General features: G+C 71.4%; 18 protein-coding genes. 4 read left to right on the top strand and 14 right to left on the bottom strand.

Annotated features, from left to right (window positions below):
• Position 1: 1 nt before the first annotated feature.
• The 9 genes from FF096_RS11010 to FF096_RS10970 all read right to left on the bottom strand — a co-directional run bounded on the left by FF096_RS11010 (position 2) and on the right by FF096_RS10970 (position 9,225).
• Positions 2-532: an orotate phosphoribosyltransferase gene (locus FF096_RS11010; protein WP_155217119.1), complete on the bottom strand. Its 531-nt coding sequence runs from the start codon at positions 530-532 to the stop codon at positions 2-4.
• 156 nt (positions 533-688) lie between these two features.
• On the bottom strand, positions 689-1,507 hold the full coding sequence (locus FF096_RS11005; protein ID WP_155217117.1) for an SDR family oxidoreductase: 819 nt from the start codon (positions 1,505-1,507) through the stop codon (positions 689-691).
• Between the two features lie 41 nt (positions 1,508-1,548).
• Positions 1,549-2,193: a hypothetical protein gene (locus tag FF096_RS11000; protein WP_309223070.1), complete on the bottom strand. Its 645-nt coding sequence runs from the start codon at positions 2,191-2,193 to the stop codon at positions 1,549-1,551.
• Between the two features lie 117 nt (positions 2,194-2,310).
• Complete coding sequence (locus FF096_RS10995) at positions 2,311-3,093, bottom strand: hypothetical protein (RefSeq protein ID WP_155217115.1); 783 nt, start codon at positions 3,091-3,093, stop codon at positions 2,311-2,313.
• Between the two features lie 106 nt (positions 3,094-3,199).
• Positions 3,200-3,802 carry a DUF4178 domain-containing protein gene (locus FF096_RS10990; protein WP_309223069.1) on the bottom strand — a complete coding sequence of 201 codons (603 nt, stop codon included), beginning with the start codon at positions 3,800-3,802 and terminating at the stop codon, positions 3,200-3,202.
• A 72-nt stretch (positions 3,803-3,874) separates the two neighbouring features.
• On the bottom strand, positions 3,875-4,927 hold the full coding sequence (locus FF096_RS10985; RefSeq protein ID WP_155217110.1) for a hypothetical protein: 1,053 nt from the start codon (positions 4,925-4,927) through the stop codon (positions 3,875-3,877).
• Positions 4,928-4,996: 69 nt separating this feature from the next.
• Positions 4,997-5,377: a hypothetical protein gene (locus FF096_RS10980; RefSeq protein ID WP_155217108.1), complete on the bottom strand. Its 381-nt coding sequence runs from the start codon at positions 5,375-5,377 to the stop codon at positions 4,997-4,999.
• Positions 5,378-5,443: 66 nt separating this feature from the next.
• A complete protein-coding gene (gene clpB / locus FF096_RS10975; protein WP_155217106.1) occupies positions 5,444-8,035 on the bottom strand; it encodes an ATP-dependent chaperone ClpB in 2,592 nt (863 codons plus the stop codon).
• A 101-nt stretch (positions 8,036-8,136) separates the two neighbouring features.
• Complete coding sequence (locus FF096_RS10970) at positions 8,137-9,225, bottom strand: hypothetical protein (RefSeq protein WP_155217104.1); 1,089 nt, start codon at positions 9,223-9,225, stop codon at positions 8,137-8,139.
• A 353-nt stretch (positions 9,226-9,578) separates the two neighbouring features.
• On the opposite strand from FF096_RS10970, the gene FF096_RS10965 reads away from it, so the two are divergent.
• Positions 9,579-10,007 carry a hypothetical protein gene (locus FF096_RS10965; protein WP_309223068.1) on the top strand — a complete coding sequence of 143 codons (429 nt, stop codon included), beginning with the start codon at positions 9,579-9,581 and terminating at the stop codon, positions 10,005-10,007.
• Between the two features lie 55 nt (positions 10,008-10,062).
• Here FF096_RS10965 and FF096_RS10960 read toward each other — a convergent pair whose 3' ends face one another.
• The 5 genes from FF096_RS10960 to dnaK all read right to left on the bottom strand — a co-directional run bounded on the left by FF096_RS10960 (position 10,063) and on the right by dnaK (position 14,833).
• The gene (locus tag FF096_RS10960; protein ID WP_155217102.1) at positions 10,063-10,278 is read right to left on the bottom strand and encodes a hypothetical protein; all 216 of its coding nucleotides are present in this window, start codon (positions 10,276-10,278) and stop codon (positions 10,063-10,065) included.
• A 165-nt stretch (positions 10,279-10,443) separates the two neighbouring features.
• Positions 10,444-10,881: a heat shock protein transcriptional repressor HspR gene (locus FF096_RS10955; RefSeq protein ID WP_155217100.1), complete on the bottom strand. Its 438-nt coding sequence runs from the start codon at positions 10,879-10,881 to the stop codon at positions 10,444-10,446.
• A 28-nt stretch (positions 10,882-10,909) separates the two neighbouring features.
• Positions 10,910-12,079 carry a molecular chaperone DnaJ gene (gene dnaJ / locus FF096_RS10950; RefSeq protein WP_309223067.1) on the bottom strand — a complete coding sequence of 390 codons (1,170 nt, stop codon included), beginning with the start codon at positions 12,077-12,079 and terminating at the stop codon, positions 10,910-10,912.
• An 85-nt stretch (positions 12,080-12,164) separates the two neighbouring features.
• A complete protein-coding gene (gene grpE / locus FF096_RS10945; protein WP_155217099.1) occupies positions 12,165-12,920 on the bottom strand; it encodes a nucleotide exchange factor GrpE in 756 nt (251 codons plus the stop codon).
• 44 nt (positions 12,921-12,964) lie between these two features.
• The gene (gene dnaK, locus FF096_RS10940) at positions 12,965-14,833 is read right to left on the bottom strand and encodes a molecular chaperone DnaK (protein WP_155217097.1); all 1,869 of its coding nucleotides are present in this window, start codon (positions 14,831-14,833) and stop codon (positions 12,965-12,967) included.
• A gap of 219 nt (positions 14,834-15,052) precedes the next feature.
• Here dnaK and FF096_RS10935 point away from each other — a divergent pair, with 219 nt between their 5' ends.
• The 3 genes from FF096_RS10935 to FF096_RS10925 are packed head-to-tail and all read left to right on the top strand — an operon-like array spanning position 15,053 to position 19,873.
• Positions 15,053-16,918, top strand: coding sequence for a GTPase domain-containing protein (locus FF096_RS10935; protein ID WP_309223066.1), 1,866 nt, complete (start codon positions 15,053-15,055; stop codon positions 16,916-16,918).
• A gap of 5 nt (positions 16,919-16,923) precedes the next feature.
• A complete protein-coding gene (locus FF096_RS10930; protein ID WP_155217555.1) occupies positions 16,924-18,600 on the top strand; it encodes a GTPase in 1,677 nt (558 codons plus the stop codon).
• A 52-nt stretch (positions 18,601-18,652) separates the two neighbouring features.
• Complete coding sequence (locus tag FF096_RS10925) at positions 18,653-19,873, top strand: hypothetical protein (RefSeq protein ID WP_155217093.1); 1,221 nt, start codon at positions 18,653-18,655, stop codon at positions 19,871-19,873.
• Positions 19,874-19,893: the final 20 nt, after the last annotated feature.

Genomic DNA, 19,893 nt, shown 5'->3' with positions numbered 1-19,893 from the left:
TTTACGCCACAAGGCCGAGGTCAGCCAACGTATAGGCCGCCCGATAGGGCAATCCGGCGGCTCGCACCGCGTCGCCGGCGCCACGATCAACGATAACCGCCACCCCCACGACCTCGGCTCCCGCCTCGCGAAGGGCCTCGACCGCGGTCAACACGCTTTCCCCGGTTGTGGAGGTGTCCTCTACCGCGAGCACTCGACGCCCCGCCACCTCAGGGCCTTCGATTCGACGTTGCAGCCCGTGTGTCTTGCCCGCCTTGCGGACCACGAACGCGTCCAGCGAACGCCCGGCGGCGTGCAACATCGCGCAGGCGATCGGGTCGGCCCCCAGGGTCAGGCCACCCACCGCGTCGTACGACCAGTCGGCGGTCAGCTCCCGCATCACCCGTCCCACCAACGGTGCCGCCCGGTGATGCAGCGTGACGCGACGCAGATCTACATACCAGTCGGCCTCCCGCCCCGAGGAGAGCACCACCCGCCCATGGACCACAGCCAGGTCGGAGATGAATTTACGCAGGTCGTCGTGGTCCCCCATGGCGATAGAGGGTACTGCGCAAGTCTGTGTGCCGGGTGTGCGGGCCACCCCGGTCAACCCTTCCGGGGGACAGATGAGTGGCGATGTCCGGTTACGCTACGTCGATCATATTGGCGGATCGAGTGACGTCACCGCCACCGTCGCGTCGGAGCCGCCTCAGCGACGGTCGCGGCCGATGCGTCCACGGGTGTCCCGGGAGACCACCTCCAGCAGCCGACGCGGAGCGTGCCGCATCCCCGCCACCGCCAGCTTGTACTTCCACGACGGAACGCTCACCAGCTTGCCTTTGCGCAGGTCACGCAGGGCTTCGTCGACCACATCGGTCGCGTCGAGCCACATCCAGTCGGGGGTTTTCGACATGTCGATGCCGGCGCGTTGGTGGAATTCGGTACGGGTGTAGCCCGGGCAGAGCGCCATCACGCGTACGCCGAACGGGCGGGCGGACTGCCCGACGGACTCACTGAAGTTGGTGACCCACGCCTTGCTGGCCGAGTACGTCGAACCGGGCATCACCGCGCCGAAGCCGGCCACGGAAGAGACATTAATCACTGCCCCGCTGCGTCGTTCGGTCATCGTGGCCAGCGCGGCCAGGGTCAGCCGCAGCACCGCCTGCACGTTCAACCGCAGCAGCCGGGTCTCGTCCTCGACGGTCGAGCGGAGGAACGGCTTGTTCAGGCTGATGCCGGCGTTGTTGACCAGCAGCTCGACGGGCGGCCCGTCGGCCAGCCGTCGTTCGACAGCGGCGCAACCGTCGTCGGTGGACAGATCGGCGCTGACGATCTCGGTCTGTACGCCGTGCCAGCCGGTCAACTCGGCGGCCTGGTCCGCCAGCCGCGCCGAGTCCCGGGCGACCAGCACCAGATGCCATCCGTCGGAGGCGAGCCGGGTGGCGAACGCCGCCCCGATGCCGGCCGTCGCGCCGGTGATCAGCGCCCATCGATCGCTGGTCGTCCGGTCGGGCGTCACGGGCGTCATCACCTCGGTGGTACGGGGGCGGGTGCGCCCCGGAACAGCGGTCAGGGTTGGTGCGGCGGCGTCGCCGGTGGGTCTCCGAAGGGTGGGTTGGGTGGCTGGTACGCGAATACCGGTGGCCGGGGTGCGGGCGGTCGCCGGAACCAGGCGTTGGCCGCAGGCATCGCCACCAGCACGGCTACCACAAGGTAACCGAGCACCTGGGCGATCGAAAGGGCGACGGTGAGCGGAATCCACCAGGACGGGTGGGCGTCCGACGAGAGGTTGAGCAACTCGGCGGTGTCGTGGTCGCCCTGGAACTCCAGGGGCACTGCGCGCTGGACGATGAGCATGACCAGCCCACCACACCCACAGAACACGCCCAACCCGGCGACCACCCAGGTCACCACCCGTGCGGCAGGCCGACCGGCGGCCACTCCCAACGCCAGGCTGACCAGGAGCAGGCCGGCGAAGATGCTCAGCACCGCCGACACCACGACCGAGGCCCGCAGCAACGCGGCCAACGCGTCGACCTGGCCGGAGTCGACATCGGTACCGGCCGTCGAGCGGAACCGGTCCACCGTGCCCTGGACGGACGCGAGCCCGAGCACCGCGTACGTGAGTGCGCCGAGCCCCATCACCGCCAGAGTCGCCGCAGCCAACGTGACCGCAACCGGCCGGCGGGCCGGTGCCTGTTCGGGGTACGACACGACGAGTCCCTCCGGTAGGCGTCGGAAGCAACCTACTCGGAGGGACCGTCGCGGTCGTGCCTGACGCGGGTGTCGACGTCCGTCGGCCTGGACACCGGCACCCGCCGCCGGACCGAGTCAGCTGGGGCGATCGGTGGGCGGCTGCCCGCCGGGCTGGTCCGGGCCGCCGGACGGCGGCGTCTGACCGCCCTGGTCACCGGCCGGAGGCTGACCCCCGGTGGCCGGGTACCCGGGATCGGCCGGCTGCTGCGGGGTGCCCGGGTAGCCGGGGGCCGACGGGTAGCCGGGCTGGCTCGGGTACGCGGCGCCGGGAGTCGGCGGCTCCCACTGCTGCGTCGGCTTACGGAAGAACTCGTTGGCCTTCGGCAGCGCCAGCAGGATCAGCGCGACCAGCAGCGCGATCAGGCTGATCACCCCGAGGAGGATGCTGACCGGCGTGATCCAACTCGGCAGCGCGTCCTCCAGTCGGCGCTGGATCTCCTCGCCACTGGGCATGTCACCACTGCTGTCACCGGGCGTGCTGAGGTTGCCGGCGAGTCCGCTGAGCAGGTTCAAGCCGGTGCAGCAGAAGAGGATGCCACCGACGATCCAGGTCGCGATCCGGGAGCCGTTCTTGCCCCGCAGGTTCAGCAGTCCCAGGCCGGCCGTCGCGAAGGCCATCACCAGCAGGAAGATCACGGTGACGACGGTGATCACGACGGTGATGTCGGCGACGTTCTGCGCGCCCTCGACGGTGGAGTCCCGGTAGGCGTCCTCCATCACCTCGCGCACGGTGCCGATGGTGGACAGCGAGATGATCACGCTGATCAGTTGACAGAGCGCGAACAACAACAGCAGGTAGGTGGATATCGTCACCACGCCCGGCCGTGGCCGGGTCGGGGTGTTCTGAGGGTCGACCATGGTTCTCCCTTCCTGGAACGCGCTTCACCGTATCGGCAACCAGCCAGTCCGGCACGGTGCGACGCCGAGTGGTGGGCGCAGCCCAGCCACCCGGTCGATTGGGACGTCAGTGTCGGCTCTGCGGGTGGACGGTCACCTCGTCGCTGTCGAGCCGCTCCCCTCGGGCCATCTCCCAGCCCGCCTCGCCGTACGCCTCGAAGGTGAGCCGCGCCCCGCCCGGGCCCCGGTAGTCGTGGTAGCGCATGGTGCCGCTCGGTGCCAGCGCAGCGACCTCGGACGCGGTGTACCGGGCCTGACCGGACTCGTGCCAGCTGTAGCGCAGGTCGCCGAACTCCACCACCGGCGCGCCCGGCGTGACGGTGGCGTCGCGTGGTGCCGTCTCCCACAACACCAACTCGAACCCGGGGCTCTCCGCCACCGAGAGTCGCCGTCGGCCACCATGCTCGTCCAGGTCGTCGAGGAGGTGTTGGGCCCACCGCCACTCGCCCTCCACCAGGCGGATGGAGCCCTGCACGGCGTACGTGGTGTCGCCGATCTCCACGATGTCGCCGACCTCGATCCGGCGCGGATCGGGTCGCGGCCCGCCACCGTGGCGCTGCCGCCCGGCCACCGACGCCCCTGACCGGTTGCGCCACCAGCGCAGCGCGAACCCGACCACGGCCAACCCGACCAGGCAGCCGGCCGCCAGGTACGCCGATGTGCCGTCCACCAGGTCACCTCCCGAACAGTTCAGCGGGGACGTCGACCATGATCCGGGCAGGTCACGCCGTTCGCCAACCGGCTACCGGTCCGCCTGACCCGGTCCGCCGGAGGTGGCACCCCCCGGCTCGCCACCGTCGGTGGCAGTCGGACCGTCGGACGCCGGTGTGTCCTGGGCGGTCGGCGCAGCCGCCGGGGGATGCCCGGCCGGATCCGGGCCGCCCACGGCACCGGGCGCGACATACCCGGGCACCGCATACCCCGCGCCGGGCACCCCATACCCCGGCGGCGGATACCCCGGCGGCGACGGGAAGCCAGGCGGTGGAAAGCCAGGCGGTGGGTAGGCCGACGGTGCTGGGTAGCCGGGCGGCATCGGGTAGCCGGGCGGCGTGGGAGCAACGGGAGGGGCCATGAGCATGGGGTAGCCGACCAGGTAGGTGTTCGGGATGTCGCCGCCGGTGGGCCAGGCCGCCACCGGCCCGGTGCGGGGCACGAACCAGCGGTGGGCCGGAGGCAGCGCCAACAGCAGCACCACCGCGGCCGTGAGCAGGAACACCAGCAGCACGCCGAGTCCCGCCAGCGGCAAGAGGACGTCGAACGAGTCCCGTTGGCTGTAGAGCGCCTCGGAGAAGTCCGACTCCGGCCAGATGTCGTTGTCCGGCGGCGGCATGCCCTCCGGGTACGACTCGTCGATGTACGGCGCCTCGGCCATCGTGATCATCACGCCGGCCGGGATCAGGAACGCGCCGATGCATCCCTGGGCGACGCAGAGCAGCAGTTGCACGCCACCGGCCACGAAGACCATCGTCCGGGCGGTGTTGCTACCGGCGCGTACCCGGGGTGCGGTCAGGCCCAGCCAGAGCGCCAGCAACAGGGCGGGCAGCCCGAACACCGTCGCCATCACGACGCCGCCCCAGCGCTCTGCGCTTACCTCGTCGGGGTCTGCGGAGGGCACCCGCTGCACGGCGCGGTCGATCGCGGCGTCCCACCGGACCGCCTCGACCACCACCAGGGCGACCAGGCCGAGCAGGATCAGCACGGCCGCGAGTTGCAGCCAGAAGGCCACCGTCACGGTGCCGGGACGGGGCGGGCGGGGCGAGGGAACGGCTGCCGACGATTCGGCGGTCGCGGTCATAGCCCGGACGGTACGGTCCGCAGGCAAGCACCGGCAGCACCGTTCGGGCTGACCCGACCGGTGGTCGGATCATGCTCCGGCGAGCCGCTCGGCGGCGTACTCCCCAACGGTGGTGCTGCCCATCACGCATCCGCTGATGGTTCGCACCTGCGCCAAATCCCCGCGCAACGACGTCCAGGCCGCCCGCCCGGTCGCCGGATCCAGCAGTTCCAGCAGGGTGGCGGCGTACACGCGACCGGCGGGACCGCCGGTGGTGAGCAGCCGGTCGAGCAGGTCGCGTACGGACGCCGGGTGGTCGGTCACGGCCGCCGCCACCCGTTGGTACGCCTCGGTCTCGGGCAACAACCGGCCTGCGATTCCGACCCCGCCGAACGCCACCGTGGTGGCCTGACCGAGATCGGTGACCGCCTTCGCCAGCTCCGATTCCTTCTTGCGCCGAGTCCCGAACATGTCTCCATCCTCACCCCGCAGCCCTGCCGCCGCTCGTCGGAGGCGGGGCTGCGGGGGACGGACGGGTCAGCTGGCCGTGACCGACAGGCCGTCCTTGCCGTCCCGGAGGTCGACCCGCACCGTGTCGCCGTCGCGGACGTCGCCGGCGAGCAGGGCCCTGGCGAGCTGGTCGCCGATCGCCGACTGGACGAGGCGCCGCAGCGGGCGAGCGCCGTAGATCGGGTCGTACCCGTGCTCGGCGAGCCATCCACGGGCGGCGTCGGTGACCTCCAGCGTCAACCGACGGTCCGCGAGACGCTGCCGCAACCGCTCCAGCTGAATGTCCACGATGGCCCGCAGGTCGTCACCGTGCAGGGCGGCGAAGACCACGATGTCGTCGAGCCGGTTGAGGAACTCCGGCTTGAAGTGCGACCGGACCACCGCCAGGACCGCCTCGCGGCGCTGCTCCTCGGCCAACGTCAGATCGCTGATCACCGCCGAGCCGAGGTTCGAGGTGAGGATGAGGATGGCGTTACGGAAGTCGACCGTACGCCCCTGACCGTCGGTGAGCCGGCCGTCGTCGAGCACCTGGAGCAGGATGTCGAAGACGTCCGGGTGGGCCTTCTCCACCTCGTCCAGCAGGATCACCGAGTAGGGCCGACGGCGTACCGCCTCGGTGAGCTGACCGCCCTCCTCGTAGCCCACGTAACCGGGCGGGGCACCGACCAGGCGGGCCACGGAGTGCTTCTCGCCGTACTCGCTCATGTCGATGCGGACCATCGCCCGCTCGTCGTCGAAGAGGAACTCGGCGAGCGCCTTGGCCAGCTCGGTCTTGCCGACACCGGTCGGGCCGAGGAAGAGGAAGCTGCCGGTCGGGCGATCCGGGTCGGCGACTCCGGCGCGCGCCCGGCGGACGGCGTCCGAGACCGCGGCGACCGCCTCGCGCTGGCCGACCACCCGGCCGGTCAGCGACTCCTCCATGCGCAGCAGCTTGGCGGTCTCTCCCTCCAGCAGCCGACCGGCGGGAATGCCGGTCCAGGAGGCGACCACGGCGGCGATGTCGTCCGCGCCGACCTCCTCCTTCAGCATCGCTCCGGCCGACTGGAGCCGGGCCAGTTCCTCCTCGGCGGTGGCCAGCTCGGCCTGCAGCGCCGGAATCCGGCCGTACCGCAGCTCGGCGGCGCGTTCCAGCTCGCCGTCGCGCTCGGCCCGCTCGGCCTCACCACCGAGCCGCTCCAGCTCCTCCTTGGCGGTGGAGAGCTTGGTGATGTGGCTCTTCTCCAGCTGCCAGCGCTCGGAGAGGGCGGTGAGCTGCTCCCGCTTGTCGGCCAGTTCCCGGCGCAGTCGCTCCAGGCGCTCGGCGGACGCGGCGTCCGGCTCCTTGGCCAGCGCCATCTCCTCGATTTCCAGCCGACGCACCGCCCGCTCGATCTCGTCCACCTCGACCGGGCGTGAGTCGATCTCCATGCGCAGCCGGGAGGCGGACTCGTCCACCAGGTCGATCGCCTTGTCGGGCAGGAAACGGTCGGTGATGTACCGGTCGGACAGGGCGGCGGCGGCGACCAGGGCGGCATCGGTGATGCGTACGCCGTGGTGCACCTCGTAGCGCTCCTTGAGCCCACGCAGGATGCCGATGGTGTCCTCCACGGTGGGCTCACCGACCAGCACCGGCTGGAAGCGGCGCTCCAGCGCCGGGTCCTTCTCGATGTGCTCGCGGTACTCGTCCAGCGTGGTGGCGCCCACCATGCGCAGCTCGCCACGGGCCAGCATCGGCTTGAGCATGTTGCCGGCGTCCATCGAGCCCTCGCCCTTGCCGGCACCCACGACGGTGTGCAACTCGTCGAGGAAGGTGATGACCTGCCCGTCCGAGTTCTTGATCTCCTCCAGGACGGACTTCAGCCGCTCCTCGAACTGCCCCCGGTACGACGCACCGGCGACCATGGCCCCGAGGTCGAGCGAGACCAGCTTCTTGTCGCGCAGCGACTCCGGCACGTCGCCGGCCACGATCCGCTGGGCCAGGCCCTCGACGATCGCGGTTTTACCGACGCCGGGCTCACCGATCAGCACCGGGTTGTTCTTGGTACGCCGGGACAGCACCTGGATCACTCGGCGGATCTCGGAATCCCGGCCGATCACCGGGTCGATCTTGCCGTCGCGGGCGCTCGCGGTCAGGTCGACGCCGTACTTGCTCAGCGCCTGGTAGGTCTGCTCCGGATCGGCGCTGGTCACCCGGCGGTCCCCGCCGCGTACCGTCGGGAAGGCCGCCACCAGGCTCTCCTCGGTGGCACCGACGGCCCTGAGCGCGGCGGACACGGCACCGCCGACCCGGGCCAGCCCGGCGAGCAGGTGCTCGGTTGAGGTGTACTCGTCGCCCAGCGGACGGGCGATCTGCTCGGCGGCGCCGATGGCGTTGACGAACTCGCGGGCCAGCGTCGGCTCGGCGATGCTGGAACCGCGTGCGGCGGGCAACGCGTCGACGGCCCGCTGTGTGGTCCGGCGCAGCTCGGCCGGGTCGGCCCCGACGGCGCGCAACAGGCCGGCAGCGGTCGAACCCTCGGTGTCCAGCAGCGACAACAGCAGATGCCACGGTTCGACGGTCGCGTGCCCGCGCTGGTTCGCCAGGGCGACGGCACCGGTGATGGTCTCGCGGCTGCGGGTGGTGAGGCGTTCGGTGTTCATGGGCTCCCCTGGATCGGTGTGTCCACTGGTACCGACAGAACCAGAGTTGAGTCTATTCCACTCAACTCAACCGGTGTGATCTACACCACCAGTTGACACACTCAGTCGCTCACCAGGTGGATCCCCACCCAGTCCCGCTGGGTGTAGCGACCCGCACCGAGCAGCACACTGCCCGGTGCCGCCGCGAACAGGGTGCCGTCGGCCAGCACCCTCAGCGAGTGCTCGGCGGTGACCGGCCAGGGCAGGTCCACATACCGACCGCCGATGACCGCGCCCGCACCCCGCGGGCCGATCACCGCTGCCGTGCCGCCACCCAGCGGCACCACTCGCCCCTCGTCAGGGTGCCCCTCGGTCGGCACCCGGGACCAGTTGGCCATGCCGCTACGCCGCCACAACACCGGGAAGGACCTCGGATCGGGTCGCTCGCCGATCAGCCACATGTCGTCCCGCGTCACCGCCGCGCGCAGCACGCCGATCTCCCCCTCGGGCGGCAGGGTCACCCCCTCCCAGGTGCTGCCGTCCAACGTCGTGGCGACCGCCGGTCCGCCGTCCTCGGTCAGCCCGGTCACGACGACCGGGTGGTAGGTCGAACTCAGCACGTTGGCGCTACTGTCCAGCACCGTCTGCACCACGGGCACCGGCGGCTGGGTGGGCAACGGGCGCAGCTTCCCGGCGTCCCAGCGCCCCACCTTCCCCGTCCCTTCGATGAGCTGGATCGTCCCCTGGGCCTGCTGCCACTCGGCCGGAGCGGCCTCTCCCGGGCTGCGCCGGAAGGTCTCGCCGCCGTCGACCGAGGTCCACCAGCCGTGCGGCTCGGCCCAGAGGGCGAGCATGCCGATCGTGGCGTACAACTGCTGGTTGTCCGCCACCGGTCTGGGATGGCGCAGTCGTTGCCAGGAGCGCCCGCCGTCGCGGGTCGACCAGAGCAGGGCGGGGCAGTCCGAGCCACCGGGCGGACGGCCGTCACAGGTGGCGAACAGGGCGTACCCGCGCTCGGCGTCGACGAACTCGACGTACGCCGGGTCGTACCGCTCGGGGACCGCCAGCCTGGTGACGCGGGTCTCCACGACGACGCTGCTCTCGGACGGCGTCGGGGAGGCACTGTCCGACGGCGTCGGCTCCGGTCCCGGCGGAGTGCGCCGGATGTCGCCGATCGAACAGCCGGCGAGTGTCACCACCAGCGCGGACACGAGCAGAATGCGGAGCCGACGAGAAATTCGGCCGCCGTCGCCAGCCCCAGCACATGCGGGCACGCGACAGTGACGGCCGTGCCGTGGATCGGCGTACATCACGCCATGATGACTGAATCCGAACGGCGAGCGGGGGGCGTAGCGCCAGCCGCACGGCCGCTGTGACGCCTCGGCCGAAGGTGGCGGACGTCGGCCTGCTCGACCGTCCGGTGGAGCCCGGTCGACCAATAGATGCCGAATTGCTTCCCGCAGGGGCTACCGGTACTCACCAGTACCGCGTTAACGTGTCGCCCCAGCAGCCAGGGTTCGCGGTGGGCGGACGCCCCCGCGGGCGAAATGCGGAAGGTTGGCCGGTGAGCGTGCAGGAGTCAGCGTTCCACGGCTTCGCCAACCCCGTCGACCCGACCCCGGCGGAGTTGCGAGCGTGGGCCTATCACCCTGATTCGGTCCCGTTGACGTCGATGCCACCCGACTGGGACCTGCTCGTCTCCGGTGACCGGTTGGTGATGACGCTGTTCGACCTCGCCATGGACCCGCACTGTCCGGCTCGTCGCTTCGCGCTGCACTGCCTCTACATCTACGCCGCCGACGGAATCCGGACGAACTTCCGGGCACACCCGAAGCGCCGCTTCCGCAAGCTCGTCGACCAGGCCGAGCGCAACGGGGACGAGATGATGCGTACCTGGGCGCACAACAGCCGGGTCCTGCTGACCCGCCCGGAGCTGTTCGTGTACCGGGAGTGGTGCGAGGGCGGCCTGGTGCGGGAGAACCGCCGGCTCTGACCTGCCGAACGGGCCGGGACCCCCCGTGGCTCCCGGCCCGCACGTCGGCGGATCCTCAGCGCGCCCCGCCCCGTTCGCTGGGCAGCTCGTCGGCGTCACGGCCGACCGAACCGCCTTCCGCGGCATCCTGATCGCCGCTGAACCTGCCGGCCCGGATCTGGTCGGCGAAGCGTCCCTCGGTGATCCGGTCGAACCGGTTCTGGATGGCCTCCGCCAGGTCGTCGAGGCGTTGCTCCATCTCTTCGGCCACCAACTTCGCCGATTCCGTCATGGCTCCCCCCGCCACCGGAGTCCGGATTGAGATGGTTTGTACCTGATTTCTGAAGGCTAGTCGAGACAACCTGTCCCGCGCTCGGATTCGCCGAAAACACGAAGACGCGACACGGGGTGTGGCTCCCTCGGGCGGGCGCCACACCCCGTGTCGACAGTGCCGACGTCAGCGTCCGGAGCTGCGTCGGGGACGCCAGACCACCAGGGCGGTCGAGGTCTGGTTGGTGGGCACGAGGTCACGGCCGGGGAAGCGGGCCAGCGACTCCAACTCGGCGATCCGGCGGTACGCGGCGTCGAGTTCGGCCTCCATCTGGGCCACCCGCTGCTGCGCCTGCTCCAGCAGGCGTTCCAGCCCGATGATCCGTTTGATCCCGGCGAGGTTGACGCCGTCGTCCTGGCTGAGCCGCTGCACCTCGCGCAGCAGCACCACGTCCCGGACGCTGTAGCGCCGCCCGCCACCGGCCGCCCGACCGGCCTGCACCAGGCCGAGCCGGTCGTACTGGCGCAACGTCTGTGGATGCATCCCCGCCATCCGCGCCGCAACCGAGATCATCAGCACCTTGGCCTCGTATGCCGGGTCATCCGCTCCGACGGCCCCGTCCATCCCGCTCACCTCCGCACCGCTTCACCGCTCAACCGAATCGACGCACCCGCGCGTCGAGATGTTCCCGGGCCGCCGGCGGAGTCTGCTCGGCGAACGTTTCCAGGGCAGCCCGTGCCTCGTCGGAGATCCGCGCCGGCACCACCACGTCGAGGGTGACCAGCAGGTCGCCGCTCTGCCCGTCCCGACGGCTGACGCCCTTGCCCCGGGCACGCAGGACGCGACCGCTCGGCGTACCGGGCGGCACCCGCAGGGTCACCGCGCCGTCCAACGTCGGCACCCGCAGATCGGTGCCGAGGACAGCCTCCGCGAACGTGATCGGCACAGTCAGGGTGAGATCGTCACCGGTGCGTCCGAAGACCTCGTCCGGCCGCACCTTCACGTGCACGAACAGGTCACCCGCCGGCCCGCCGCGTTCACCCGGCTCGCCTCGCCCGGCCAACCTGATCCGCTGGCCGTCGGCCACCCCGGCGGGGAAGCGTACGTTGAGTGTCCGGGTCTTGGTGACCCCGCCGGTGCCCCGGCACTCCGGGCACTTCTCGTCCACCACCGTGCCCACACCCTGGCAGTTGCGGCAGGGCTCGGAGAAGCTGAAGGCACCCTGGTTCCGGGTGGTGACCCCGGCACCGTGGCAGACCGGGCAGGTGCGGGGCGACGTCCCTGGCTTGGCGCCGTTGCCGTGGCAGGTTTCGCAGACACCCGGTGCCCGCAGCGTCAGGGGGAGGGTCACGCCGCGTACCGCGTCGTCGAAGTCGAGCACCACCTCGGTCTCGACATCGCGGCCCCGGGCCGGACCCGGTGCGCCGCCGCCCCCACCGGAGAAGATCGAGCTGAACAGGTCGGAGATGTTGCCACCGGCGAACCGCCCGCCACCCGCCTGTGCACCGCCGAACAGGTCGGAGACGTCGAACGGGGCACCGCCCGGCCGACCCGCCTGGCGGGCACCGCGCCGGAACGCCCCCGAGCCGAACAGGGAGCGCATCTCGTCGTACTCGCGACGCTTCGCGTCGTCGCCGAGCACCGCGTACGCCTCGGACACCGCCTTGAAGCGTTCCTCGGCCTTGGGGTCACCGGGATTGTGGTCCGGGTGTGACTCGCGGGCCAGCTTGCGGTACGCCTTCTTGATCTCATCAGACGGCGCGGTCTTCGACACGCCCAGGACCGCGTAGTAGTCCTTCTCGATCCAGTCCTTCGAACTCACCCGTACACCTCCTCCCCGCCTGCGGGCCCGGTCCGCCCCGCCCACCGGGTATCGGCGAGCGGGGCGGCCGGGTCACTGTCGTGCACTACTCCGGATCGGCGACCGCGACCATCGCGGGCCGCAGCAGTCGTTCACCGACCTGGTAGCCCCGACGCATGACCTGCACGCAGGTCGGCTCGGTCACGTCAGGCGAGGTCTGGTGGGCCACCGCCTCGTGCCGCGTCGGGTCGAACGGGTCGCCCTGCTCACCGAACGGGGTCAACCCGAACTTGCCCAACGTGGTGATCAACTGCTCGGCCACCGAGCCGAACGGGCCGACCAGGTCGCCGTGCTCCCGGGCCCGGTCGAGATCGTCCAGGATCGGCAGCAGAGCGGCGAGGACGGACGCGGTGGCCTGCTCGGTGACCAGGCCACGGTCGCGCTCGACCCGCTTGCGGTAGTTGGCGTACTCGGCCGAGACCCGCTGCACGTCGCGGGTGCGCTCGTCCAACTCGGCGCGGACGGCCGCCAACTCGGCCCCCAGCCCACCGTCGGCCGACGCCTCGCCGACCGGCCGCGCCGGCGAGTCCACCACCGGCGGGCCGTCGGCGGACGGCTCGTTCAGCGCGCTCGCCTCCACCTCGATCGAGTCGACCACGACCTCGGCCTCCTCGACCAGGCCCTCCGCCGACACGTCCGGTCCGGCGTCGGCCGCCGTACCGTCGGGCTCCCGGATCTGGCTGATCTTGCGGTTGTTGCGGATGACGACCTTCGGTGTGTCGTCGGCGGCCGGCTCGGACGCCGAGCCATCCGGCGTCGACCCGGTGTCAGCCGAGTCGGCGTCTCGTGGCTTCTCCGTCATACGACTACCTCATCCCTTTGCCGTGAGCTCGGTGACCAGGACTGTCACTTCTTGTCCTCGTCCACGATCTCCGCATCGACCACGTCGTCCGCACCGGGTCGCGCGCCGCCGGCCTGCGCCCCACCGGCCGCACCGGCCGCTCCGGCACCGGCCTCGCCGCCGGCCTGGGACTGCTCGGCCTGCTGGGCGTAGAGCAGCGAACCGGCCTCCTGGGAGACCTGCGCGAGCTGCTCGTGCGCCGACTTGATCTTCTCGATGTCGCTGCCACCGAGCGCGCCCCGCAGCTCACCGAGGGCCTCGTTGAGCTTCTCGCGGTTCTCGGCCGGGAGCTTCTCGCCGTTCTCGGCGAGGAACTTCTCGGTCTGCCACTGGAGGGCCTCGGCCACGTTGCGGGTCTCGGCCTCCTCGCGGCGGCGCTTGTCCTCCTCCGCGTGCTCCTCGGCGTCGCGGCGCATCCGCTCGATGTCGTCCTTCGGCAGCGAGGAGCCGCCGGTGATCGTCATCTTCTGTTCCTTGCCGGTGCCCAGGTCCTTGGCGTGGACGTTGACGATGCCGTTCGCGTCGATGTCGAAGGTGACCTCGATCTGCGGCACGCCGCGCGGGGCCGGCGGGAGGCCGGTCAGCTCGAAGGTGCCGAGCTTCTTGTTGTACGCGGCGATCTCGCGCTCGCCCTGGAAGACCTGGATCAGCACCGACGGCTGGTTGTCATCGGCGGTGGTGAACACCTCGGACCGCTTGGTCGGGATCGTGGTGTTGCGCTCGATGAGCTTGGTGAAGATGCCGCCCTTGGTCTCGATGCCCAGGCTCAGCGGGGTCACGTCGAGCAGCAGGACGTCCTTGACCTCGCCCTTGAGCACACCGGCCTGGAGAGCGGCGCCCACGGCGACGACCTCGTCCGGGTTGACGCCCTTGTTGGGCTCCCGGCCGGTGAGCTGCTTGACCAGCTCGGTCACGGCCGGCATCCGGGTCGAGCCACCGACGAGGATGACGTGCTCGACGTCGGAGACCTTGATGCCCGCGTCCTTGACGGCCTGCTCGAACGGGCCCTTGCAGCGGTCCAGCAGGTCCTGCGTCATCCGCTGGAACTCGGCCCGGGTGAGCGTCACGTCCAGGTGCAGGGGGCCGGACGCCCCGGCGGTGATGTACGGCAGGTTGATGTTGCTGGTGGTGGCGGCGGACAGCTCGATCTTGGCCTTCTCGGCCGCCTCCTTGAGCCGCTGCATCGCCATCTTGTCCTGCGACAGGTCGATGCCGTGCTCGCCCCGGAAGGTCTTCACCAGGTGGTCGATGATCCGCTGGTCCCAGTCGTCACCACCGAGCAGGTTGTCACCGCTGGTCGACTTGACCTCGATGACACCCTCGGCCAGCTCCAGCAGGGACACGTCGAAGGTGCCGCCACCGAGGTCGAAGACCAGGACGGTCTGCTCCTTGGAGCCCTTGTCCAGCCCGTACGCCAGGGCCGCCGCGGTCGGCTCGTTCACGATCCGCAGCACGTTGAAGCCGGCGATCTCACCGGCCTCCTTGGTGGCCTGACGCTGGCCGTCGTTGAAGTAGGCCGGGACGGTGATCACCGCGTCGGTGATCTGCTCGCCCAGGTAGGCCTCGGCGTCCCGCTTGAGCTTCATCAGCGTCCGGGCCGAGATCTCCTGCGGGGTGTACTTCTTCCCGTCGATGTCCACGGACCAGTTGGTGCCGATCTCCCGCTTGACCGAGCGGATCGTCCGGTCCGGGTTCGTCACCGCCTGGCGCTTGGCTACCTCACCGACGAGCACCTCGCCGTTACGGGCGAACGCGACGATCGACGGGGTCGTCCGCGAGCCCTCAGCGTTGGCGATGACGGTAGGCTCACCGCCCTCCAGAACGCTGACGCAGGAGTTCGTCGTGCCGAGGTCGATACCGACCGCACGTGCCATCTTCGCTTCCTCGCTTCGTTACGTTGAGCAGGTGACGGGCCCTCCCGTCGCGCTGCGCGGCAGGTGCCGCCCACAGCGACCCCACCTCAAGTTGAGTGGACTTGACTCAATAGTGCCACGCCCCCGGAAATCGTCAAGTCAAGGTTGAGTCGAACCGACGCAACCCGGCAGTCCTACTGACTGGTTGTCTTACTTGTGTCGGTCGGGCACGCTTTAGCGGTGACGACGCACGGCGATTTCGCCTCACCTCCCGGCGCGCCCGCCGTCGCAGCCCGCACCGGACATACCGGCGCCGGGGAGGACCGACCCGCGGTCACCGGGGACGACACCCTGCCGGACGCCCTGACTGGCCTGCGTGCCGCGATCGGGGCGGCCCGGTTCCCACTGGCCCTACCCTCGGCCGAGCCTGCGACGCGTACCGTCGCCTCCCTCGCCAACCAGCTCGACGACTACCTCCTGCCCCGCCTGGCCCGCCTCGACGCACCACTGCTCGTGGTGGTCGGCGGGTCCACCGGTGCCGGCAAGTCGACACTTGTCAACAGTCTGGTGCAGGCCCGGGTCAGCGCTGCCGGGGTGCTGCGACCCACCACCCGATCCCCGGTCCTGGTCTGCAACCCGGCCGACTCCGCCTGGTTCCGTCGGGGGGAGTTGCTGCCCGGTCTGACCCGCACCAACCAGCCCGGCGACGATCCCCGCACCCTGCACCTGGTCACCGCCCCGGCGCTTCCCCCGGGGCTGGCGTTCCTGGACGCCCCCGACATCGACTCGGTGGTCGACGCCAACCGGGCGCTGGCCAGCCAACTGCTCGCCGCCGCCGACCTCTGGCTCTTCGTCACCACCGCAGCCCGCTACGCCGACGCCGTCCCCTGGGAACTGCTGCACGGCGCGCGGGCCAGAGGCGCGGTGCTCGCCCTGGTGCTCAACCGGGTGCCCGCCGAGGCGACCGACGAGGTGGCCACCCACCTGGCCGAGATGCTCGCCGAACAGGGCCTCGACTCGGCACCGCTGTTCGTACTGCCGGAGACCTGGGTCGACGGGCAGGGCCTGCTACCGGGCCGGAGCACCGCACCGCTGGCCGACTGGTTCGCCCGGCTCGCCGCCGACGCGGACGCCCGCTCGGCCGTGGTCCGCCAGACGCTGGGTGGCGCGCTGGCCCTCCTGCAACCCACCATCGAGAGCCTCGCCGCCGCAATCGACGAGCAGGTCGCCACCGCCGACGCGATGGACGATCGGGTACGCGCGGCGTACCGGGCCGCGAACCGGACCGTCGAGCAGGGGCTACGCGACGGACGGCTGCTCCGCGGCGAAGTCCTCGCCCGCTGGCAGGAGTTGGTCGGCACCAGCGACATCTTCCGCACCCTCGAGGCGCGCATAGGCCGCCTACGGGACCGCGTGGTGGCCGCGTTCTCCCGCCGCCCGGCCCCCGCCGTGGAGCTGCGGGAGGCACTCGAATCGCAACTGGTCACGCTGTTGCGCGGCGTAGCCGCGGAGGCTGCGGAGCACGCGTACACCGGGTGGAAGGCACACCCGGCGGGCGCTGCCCTGCTCGACCCTGACCTGGCTCACCACTCCGCCGACCTGCCACAGCGGGCCGAGCGACTGGTCCGGGACTGGCAGCGCGGCGTGCTGGAGCTGGTCCGGGCCGAGGGCGGCGACCGACGCTTCGTGGCCCGGACGGCCGCGTACGCGGTCAACGCGACCGGGCTCGCCGTGATGATCGCGGTCTTCGCCTCCACCGCCTTCATCCCGACCGGGCTGGAGGTCGCCACCGGGGCCGGCACCACCCTCGCCGGACAGGCGGTGCTCCAGGCGATCTTCGGCGACCAGGCCGTACGTACTCTCGCTCGGAAGGCCCGGGAGGACCTGTTGGGGCGGGTGGCGGTGCTGCTGGACGAGGAGGCCACCCGCTACCTCGCGCGGACCAGACAGGCCCGACCGGCGGCCGACACCGCCACAGCCCTGCGCCAGGCGGCCGAACGGGTGGAGGCGGCCCGATTGCACAGCGGCTTCGCCGAAGCCGCTGGCGCGCTCAGCGTCCAGACCACGGGTCTCGACGCCCCGGCGGCCGACGGGGAACAGCCGTGACCGGCATGGGCGGACGCCTCCGGGAGGCGTTGCGGATCGCCGACGGGCGGGTGGACGCGGACCAGCTGGTCGCCCGGCTGGAGGCGGTACGGCGGTTCCTCGGCATCGTCGACGGCCACCTGCCGGACACTCCGCTGGTGCCGGCACGCACCCTGGTCGAACGGGCCGGCACCCGACTGGCGCTGTCGCGCGATCACACCGTGGTTGCGTTGGCCGGCTCCACCGGCAGCGGCAAGTCGAGCCTGTTCAACGCCATGGCCCGGATGGACCTCTCACCCGTCGGGGTACGCCGACCCACCACCGGCGTCACCCACGCCTGCGTCTGGGGCCCGCTCGACGGCGGCAACCGACTGCTCGACTGGCTCGGCGTGCTGCCCCGCCACCGATTCATCCGGGAGAGCCTGCTCGACGGCGACGACGAGTCGACCCTGCACGGGCTGATCCTGCTCGACCTGCCGGACTTCGACTCCGTCCAGCACGCGCACCGGCTGGAGGTGGACCGGCTACTCGGCCTGGTGGACCTGGTGGTCTGGGTGGTCGACCCGCAGAAGTACGCCGACCGGGTGATGCACCGCGGCTACCTCCGCGATTTCCACCGGCATCGGGACGTCACCGTCGTCGTGCTCAACCAGACCGACCGGCTGCCCCCCGCCGAGGTGCCCCGGGTGCTGGCCGACCTGCGCCGCCTGCTCGACGCGGACGGGCTCGACGGGGTGCCCCTGGTGGCGACCAACATCGCCGAGCCGGACGGCCCGGAGGGGTTGCGACGAGCACTGGAACGCACCGTCGCCGAACGGCAGGCGGCGCTGCGTCGTCTCTCCGGTGACGTGGACGCCGTCGTCGCCGCGCTGGACGAGATGGTCGGTGAGCCCCGCACCGCGCTCGCCGCAGACGATCCCGCAGTCGCCGCGCTGGAACGTGCGCTGGGTGCGGCGGCAGGGGTGCCCACCGTCGTCGAGGCGGTCGAGCAGGCGTACCGGCACCGCGCGGCGGCGGCCACCGACTGGCCGCTGCTGCGGCTCTGGCGGCGGCTACGCGCCGACCCGCTGCGCCGCCTGCACCTGCCCGAACGACGGGCGGGCACAGATCCGGAGGAGAGCCTGGTGGCCGCGACCTCCGTACCGGAGCCCAGCGCGGCCGACAAATCGGCGCTGGCGCTGGCCCTGCGGACGGTGGCGGAGCAGGCCGGTGCCGGGCTGCCGAACGCCTGGCCGGACGCGATGGCCGCAGCGGCCCGGTCCCGCCTCGGCGACCTGCCGGACGCCCTGGACGGCGCGCTCGCCACCACCGACCTCGGGATGGATCGCCCTCGCACCTGGTGGCGGCTGGTCGGCGGGGTGCAGTGGCTGGTGACGCTTGCCTCGGTGGTCGGGTTGGGCTGGCTGCTCCTCGGCTACCTGGTACGCGCGCTGGGCCTACCGGAACTGCGCCACCCGATGGTCGGTGAGGTGCCGGTACCGACCCTGCTGCTGCTCGGTGGAGTGTTGACCGGGTTGCTCCTCGCCGCGCTGACCCGTCCGTTGGTGCGCTGGGCCGCCCGGCAGGCCCGCCGACGGGCCGAGGCGCACCTGGTCCGAGCCATCGCGAGCGTCGGCGAACAGTACGTGCTCAACCCGGTTCGTGCCGTGATCGCCGCGCACGCTGACGCGCGTACCGTCCTGGAGGTCGCCCGACACCGCTGAACCGGCCCGCCGAACGTTCCTGGACGCCACGCGATCGGCGTAGGGTCGGGTCATGGCCACGCCAGAAACCCCTTACGACGCGGTGCTGCACGCCGCCCGCGACGTGACCAAGCTCGACTCGGCCTTCGATGCCGAGATGCTCGGCGCGGCACTGCTGGGCAGCGTGTACGAGGTCGCCGAGACGGATCGGGAGGGGGCGGTCCGGGACTTCGTCGGCGGCTTCCTCGCCGCCACCTCGCGACGGCGGGCGGTCGCCGCGACGACCGTCCGGGCCATCTTCGCCGCCCTGGTACCCGACGCGGTCGGCGCGGACCGGGTCCGACCCGGCGCGACCGCACCGGCCTGGTCCGGACAGCTCGGCAAGGTGCACCTCACCGGCACCTGGGCGTACGGCGACGTGTACGGAGACCAGACCTCCTACCTGGCCACATTCGCCTACGACGACGCCACGGGAGGGCCGGAACACGCCCTCGTGGCCTTGATCGACCACAACATCGGCATCACCAAGGACGTCTTCGTCGGCGGGCCGGCAGACCGGATCCTGGACCAGGTCCGGCAGTTGTGCGCCGAGGACGAGCTGACCTGGTTCCGGGAGGAGAGCCCGACCCGGATGCGTGGCGAGGTGAGCCGGCACCTGGCCGTCACCGATCACCTGGGGCAGCTGCCCGGTGCCGCCTCGCTGGCCACCGACCGGGCGCTGGTCGGGGCCCGGCTGGCGATCCTGCCGGCCGCGACCGCGCCACCGCCCCGGCGGGCCGACGACCCGCTGCCCGACGCCGAACGAGCTGCGGAGATCCGCCGCTTCCTGGCCTCACCGGACGCGGCTCGGGCCGGACTGGACGCGGTCGAGGACGCCGAGCTGGCCTCCCTGCACTTCTGTCTGGGTCTGCTGCTCGACCACGCGGCCACCTTCCCCGACGCCGATCCGCTGCGGTGGAGCCCGACCGTCGCCGGCCTCTTCCTGCTCGACTGGGTGCACCGCCGGGCGGTGCTCGACATGGACGACGCGGCGATGCTGCCCCGGGTGCTGCGCGCCTGGGCCGGGTACGCGGCACATCGACGCGGGCTGCCCGAGTCGGCCGCCACCGCCACGGACTCCGCGATCGAGGAGATGGTGCCGGAGTTCGTCCGGCTCTACGCGACCGGCGAGCGGCGCAGCCCGGCCACCGCCGCAGTGGCGCAGTTGATGGCGGACGGCGTCGACCCGGACGACCCGGCTGCCCTGGACGCCTGGATCGAGGCCAACCGACACCGCCTCGCCGACGACGGCTGAGCAGGCTACGGGTCAGCCGT

This window comes from Micromonospora sp. CP22, from assembly GCF_009712475.1.
Taxonomy (GTDB): domain Bacteria; phylum Actinomycetota; class Actinomycetes; order Mycobacteriales; family Micromonosporaceae; genus Micromonospora.
Note: the sequence above shows the minus strand (reverse complement) of the source record. Positions and strands in the feature narration are given on the sequence as shown.

Excerpts from the sequence above, each read along its gene's own strand:
- FF096_RS11005 (WP_155217117.1), bottom strand. The coding sequence starts at position 1,507 with ATGACGCCCGTGACGCCCGACCGGACGACCAGCGATCGATGGGCGCTG.
- grpE (WP_155217099.1), bottom strand. The coding sequence starts at position 12,920 with ATGACGGAGAAGCCACGAGACGCCGACTCGGCTGACACCGGGTCGACG.
- dnaK (WP_155217097.1), bottom strand. The coding sequence starts at position 14,833 with ATGGCACGTGCGGTCGGTATCGACCTCGGCACGACGAACTCCTGCGTC.
- FF096_RS10985 (WP_155217110.1), bottom strand. The coding sequence starts at position 4,927 with ATGACCGCGACCGCCGAATCGTCGGCAGCCGTTCCCTCGCCCCGCCCG.
- FF096_RS10995 (WP_155217115.1), bottom strand. The coding sequence starts at position 3,093 with ATGGTCGACCCTCAGAACACCCCGACCCGGCCACGGCCGGGCGTGGTG.
- clpB (WP_155217106.1), bottom strand. The coding sequence starts at position 8,035 with ATGAACACCGAACGCCTCACCACCCGCAGCCGCGAGACCATCACCGGT.
- FF096_RS10930 (WP_155217555.1), top strand. The coding sequence starts at position 16,924 with ATGGGCGGACGCCTCCGGGAGGCGTTGCGGATCGCCGACGGGCGGGTG.
- FF096_RS10955 (WP_155217100.1), bottom strand. The coding sequence starts at position 10,881 with ATGGACGGGGCCGTCGGAGCGGATGACCCGGCATACGAGGCCAAGGTG.
- FF096_RS10925 (WP_155217093.1), top strand. The coding sequence starts at position 18,653 with ATGGCCACGCCAGAAACCCCTTACGACGCGGTGCTGCACGCCGCCCGC.
- FF096_RS10980 (WP_155217108.1), bottom strand. The coding sequence starts at position 5,377 with ATGTTCGGGACTCGGCGCAAGAAGGAATCGGAGCTGGCGAAGGCGGTC.
- FF096_RS11010 (WP_155217119.1), bottom strand. The coding sequence starts at position 532 with ATGGGGGACCACGACGACCTGCGTAAATTCATCTCCGACCTGGCTGTG.
- FF096_RS10960 (WP_155217102.1), bottom strand. The coding sequence starts at position 10,278 with ATGACGGAATCGGCGAAGTTGGTGGCCGAAGAGATGGAGCAACGCCTC.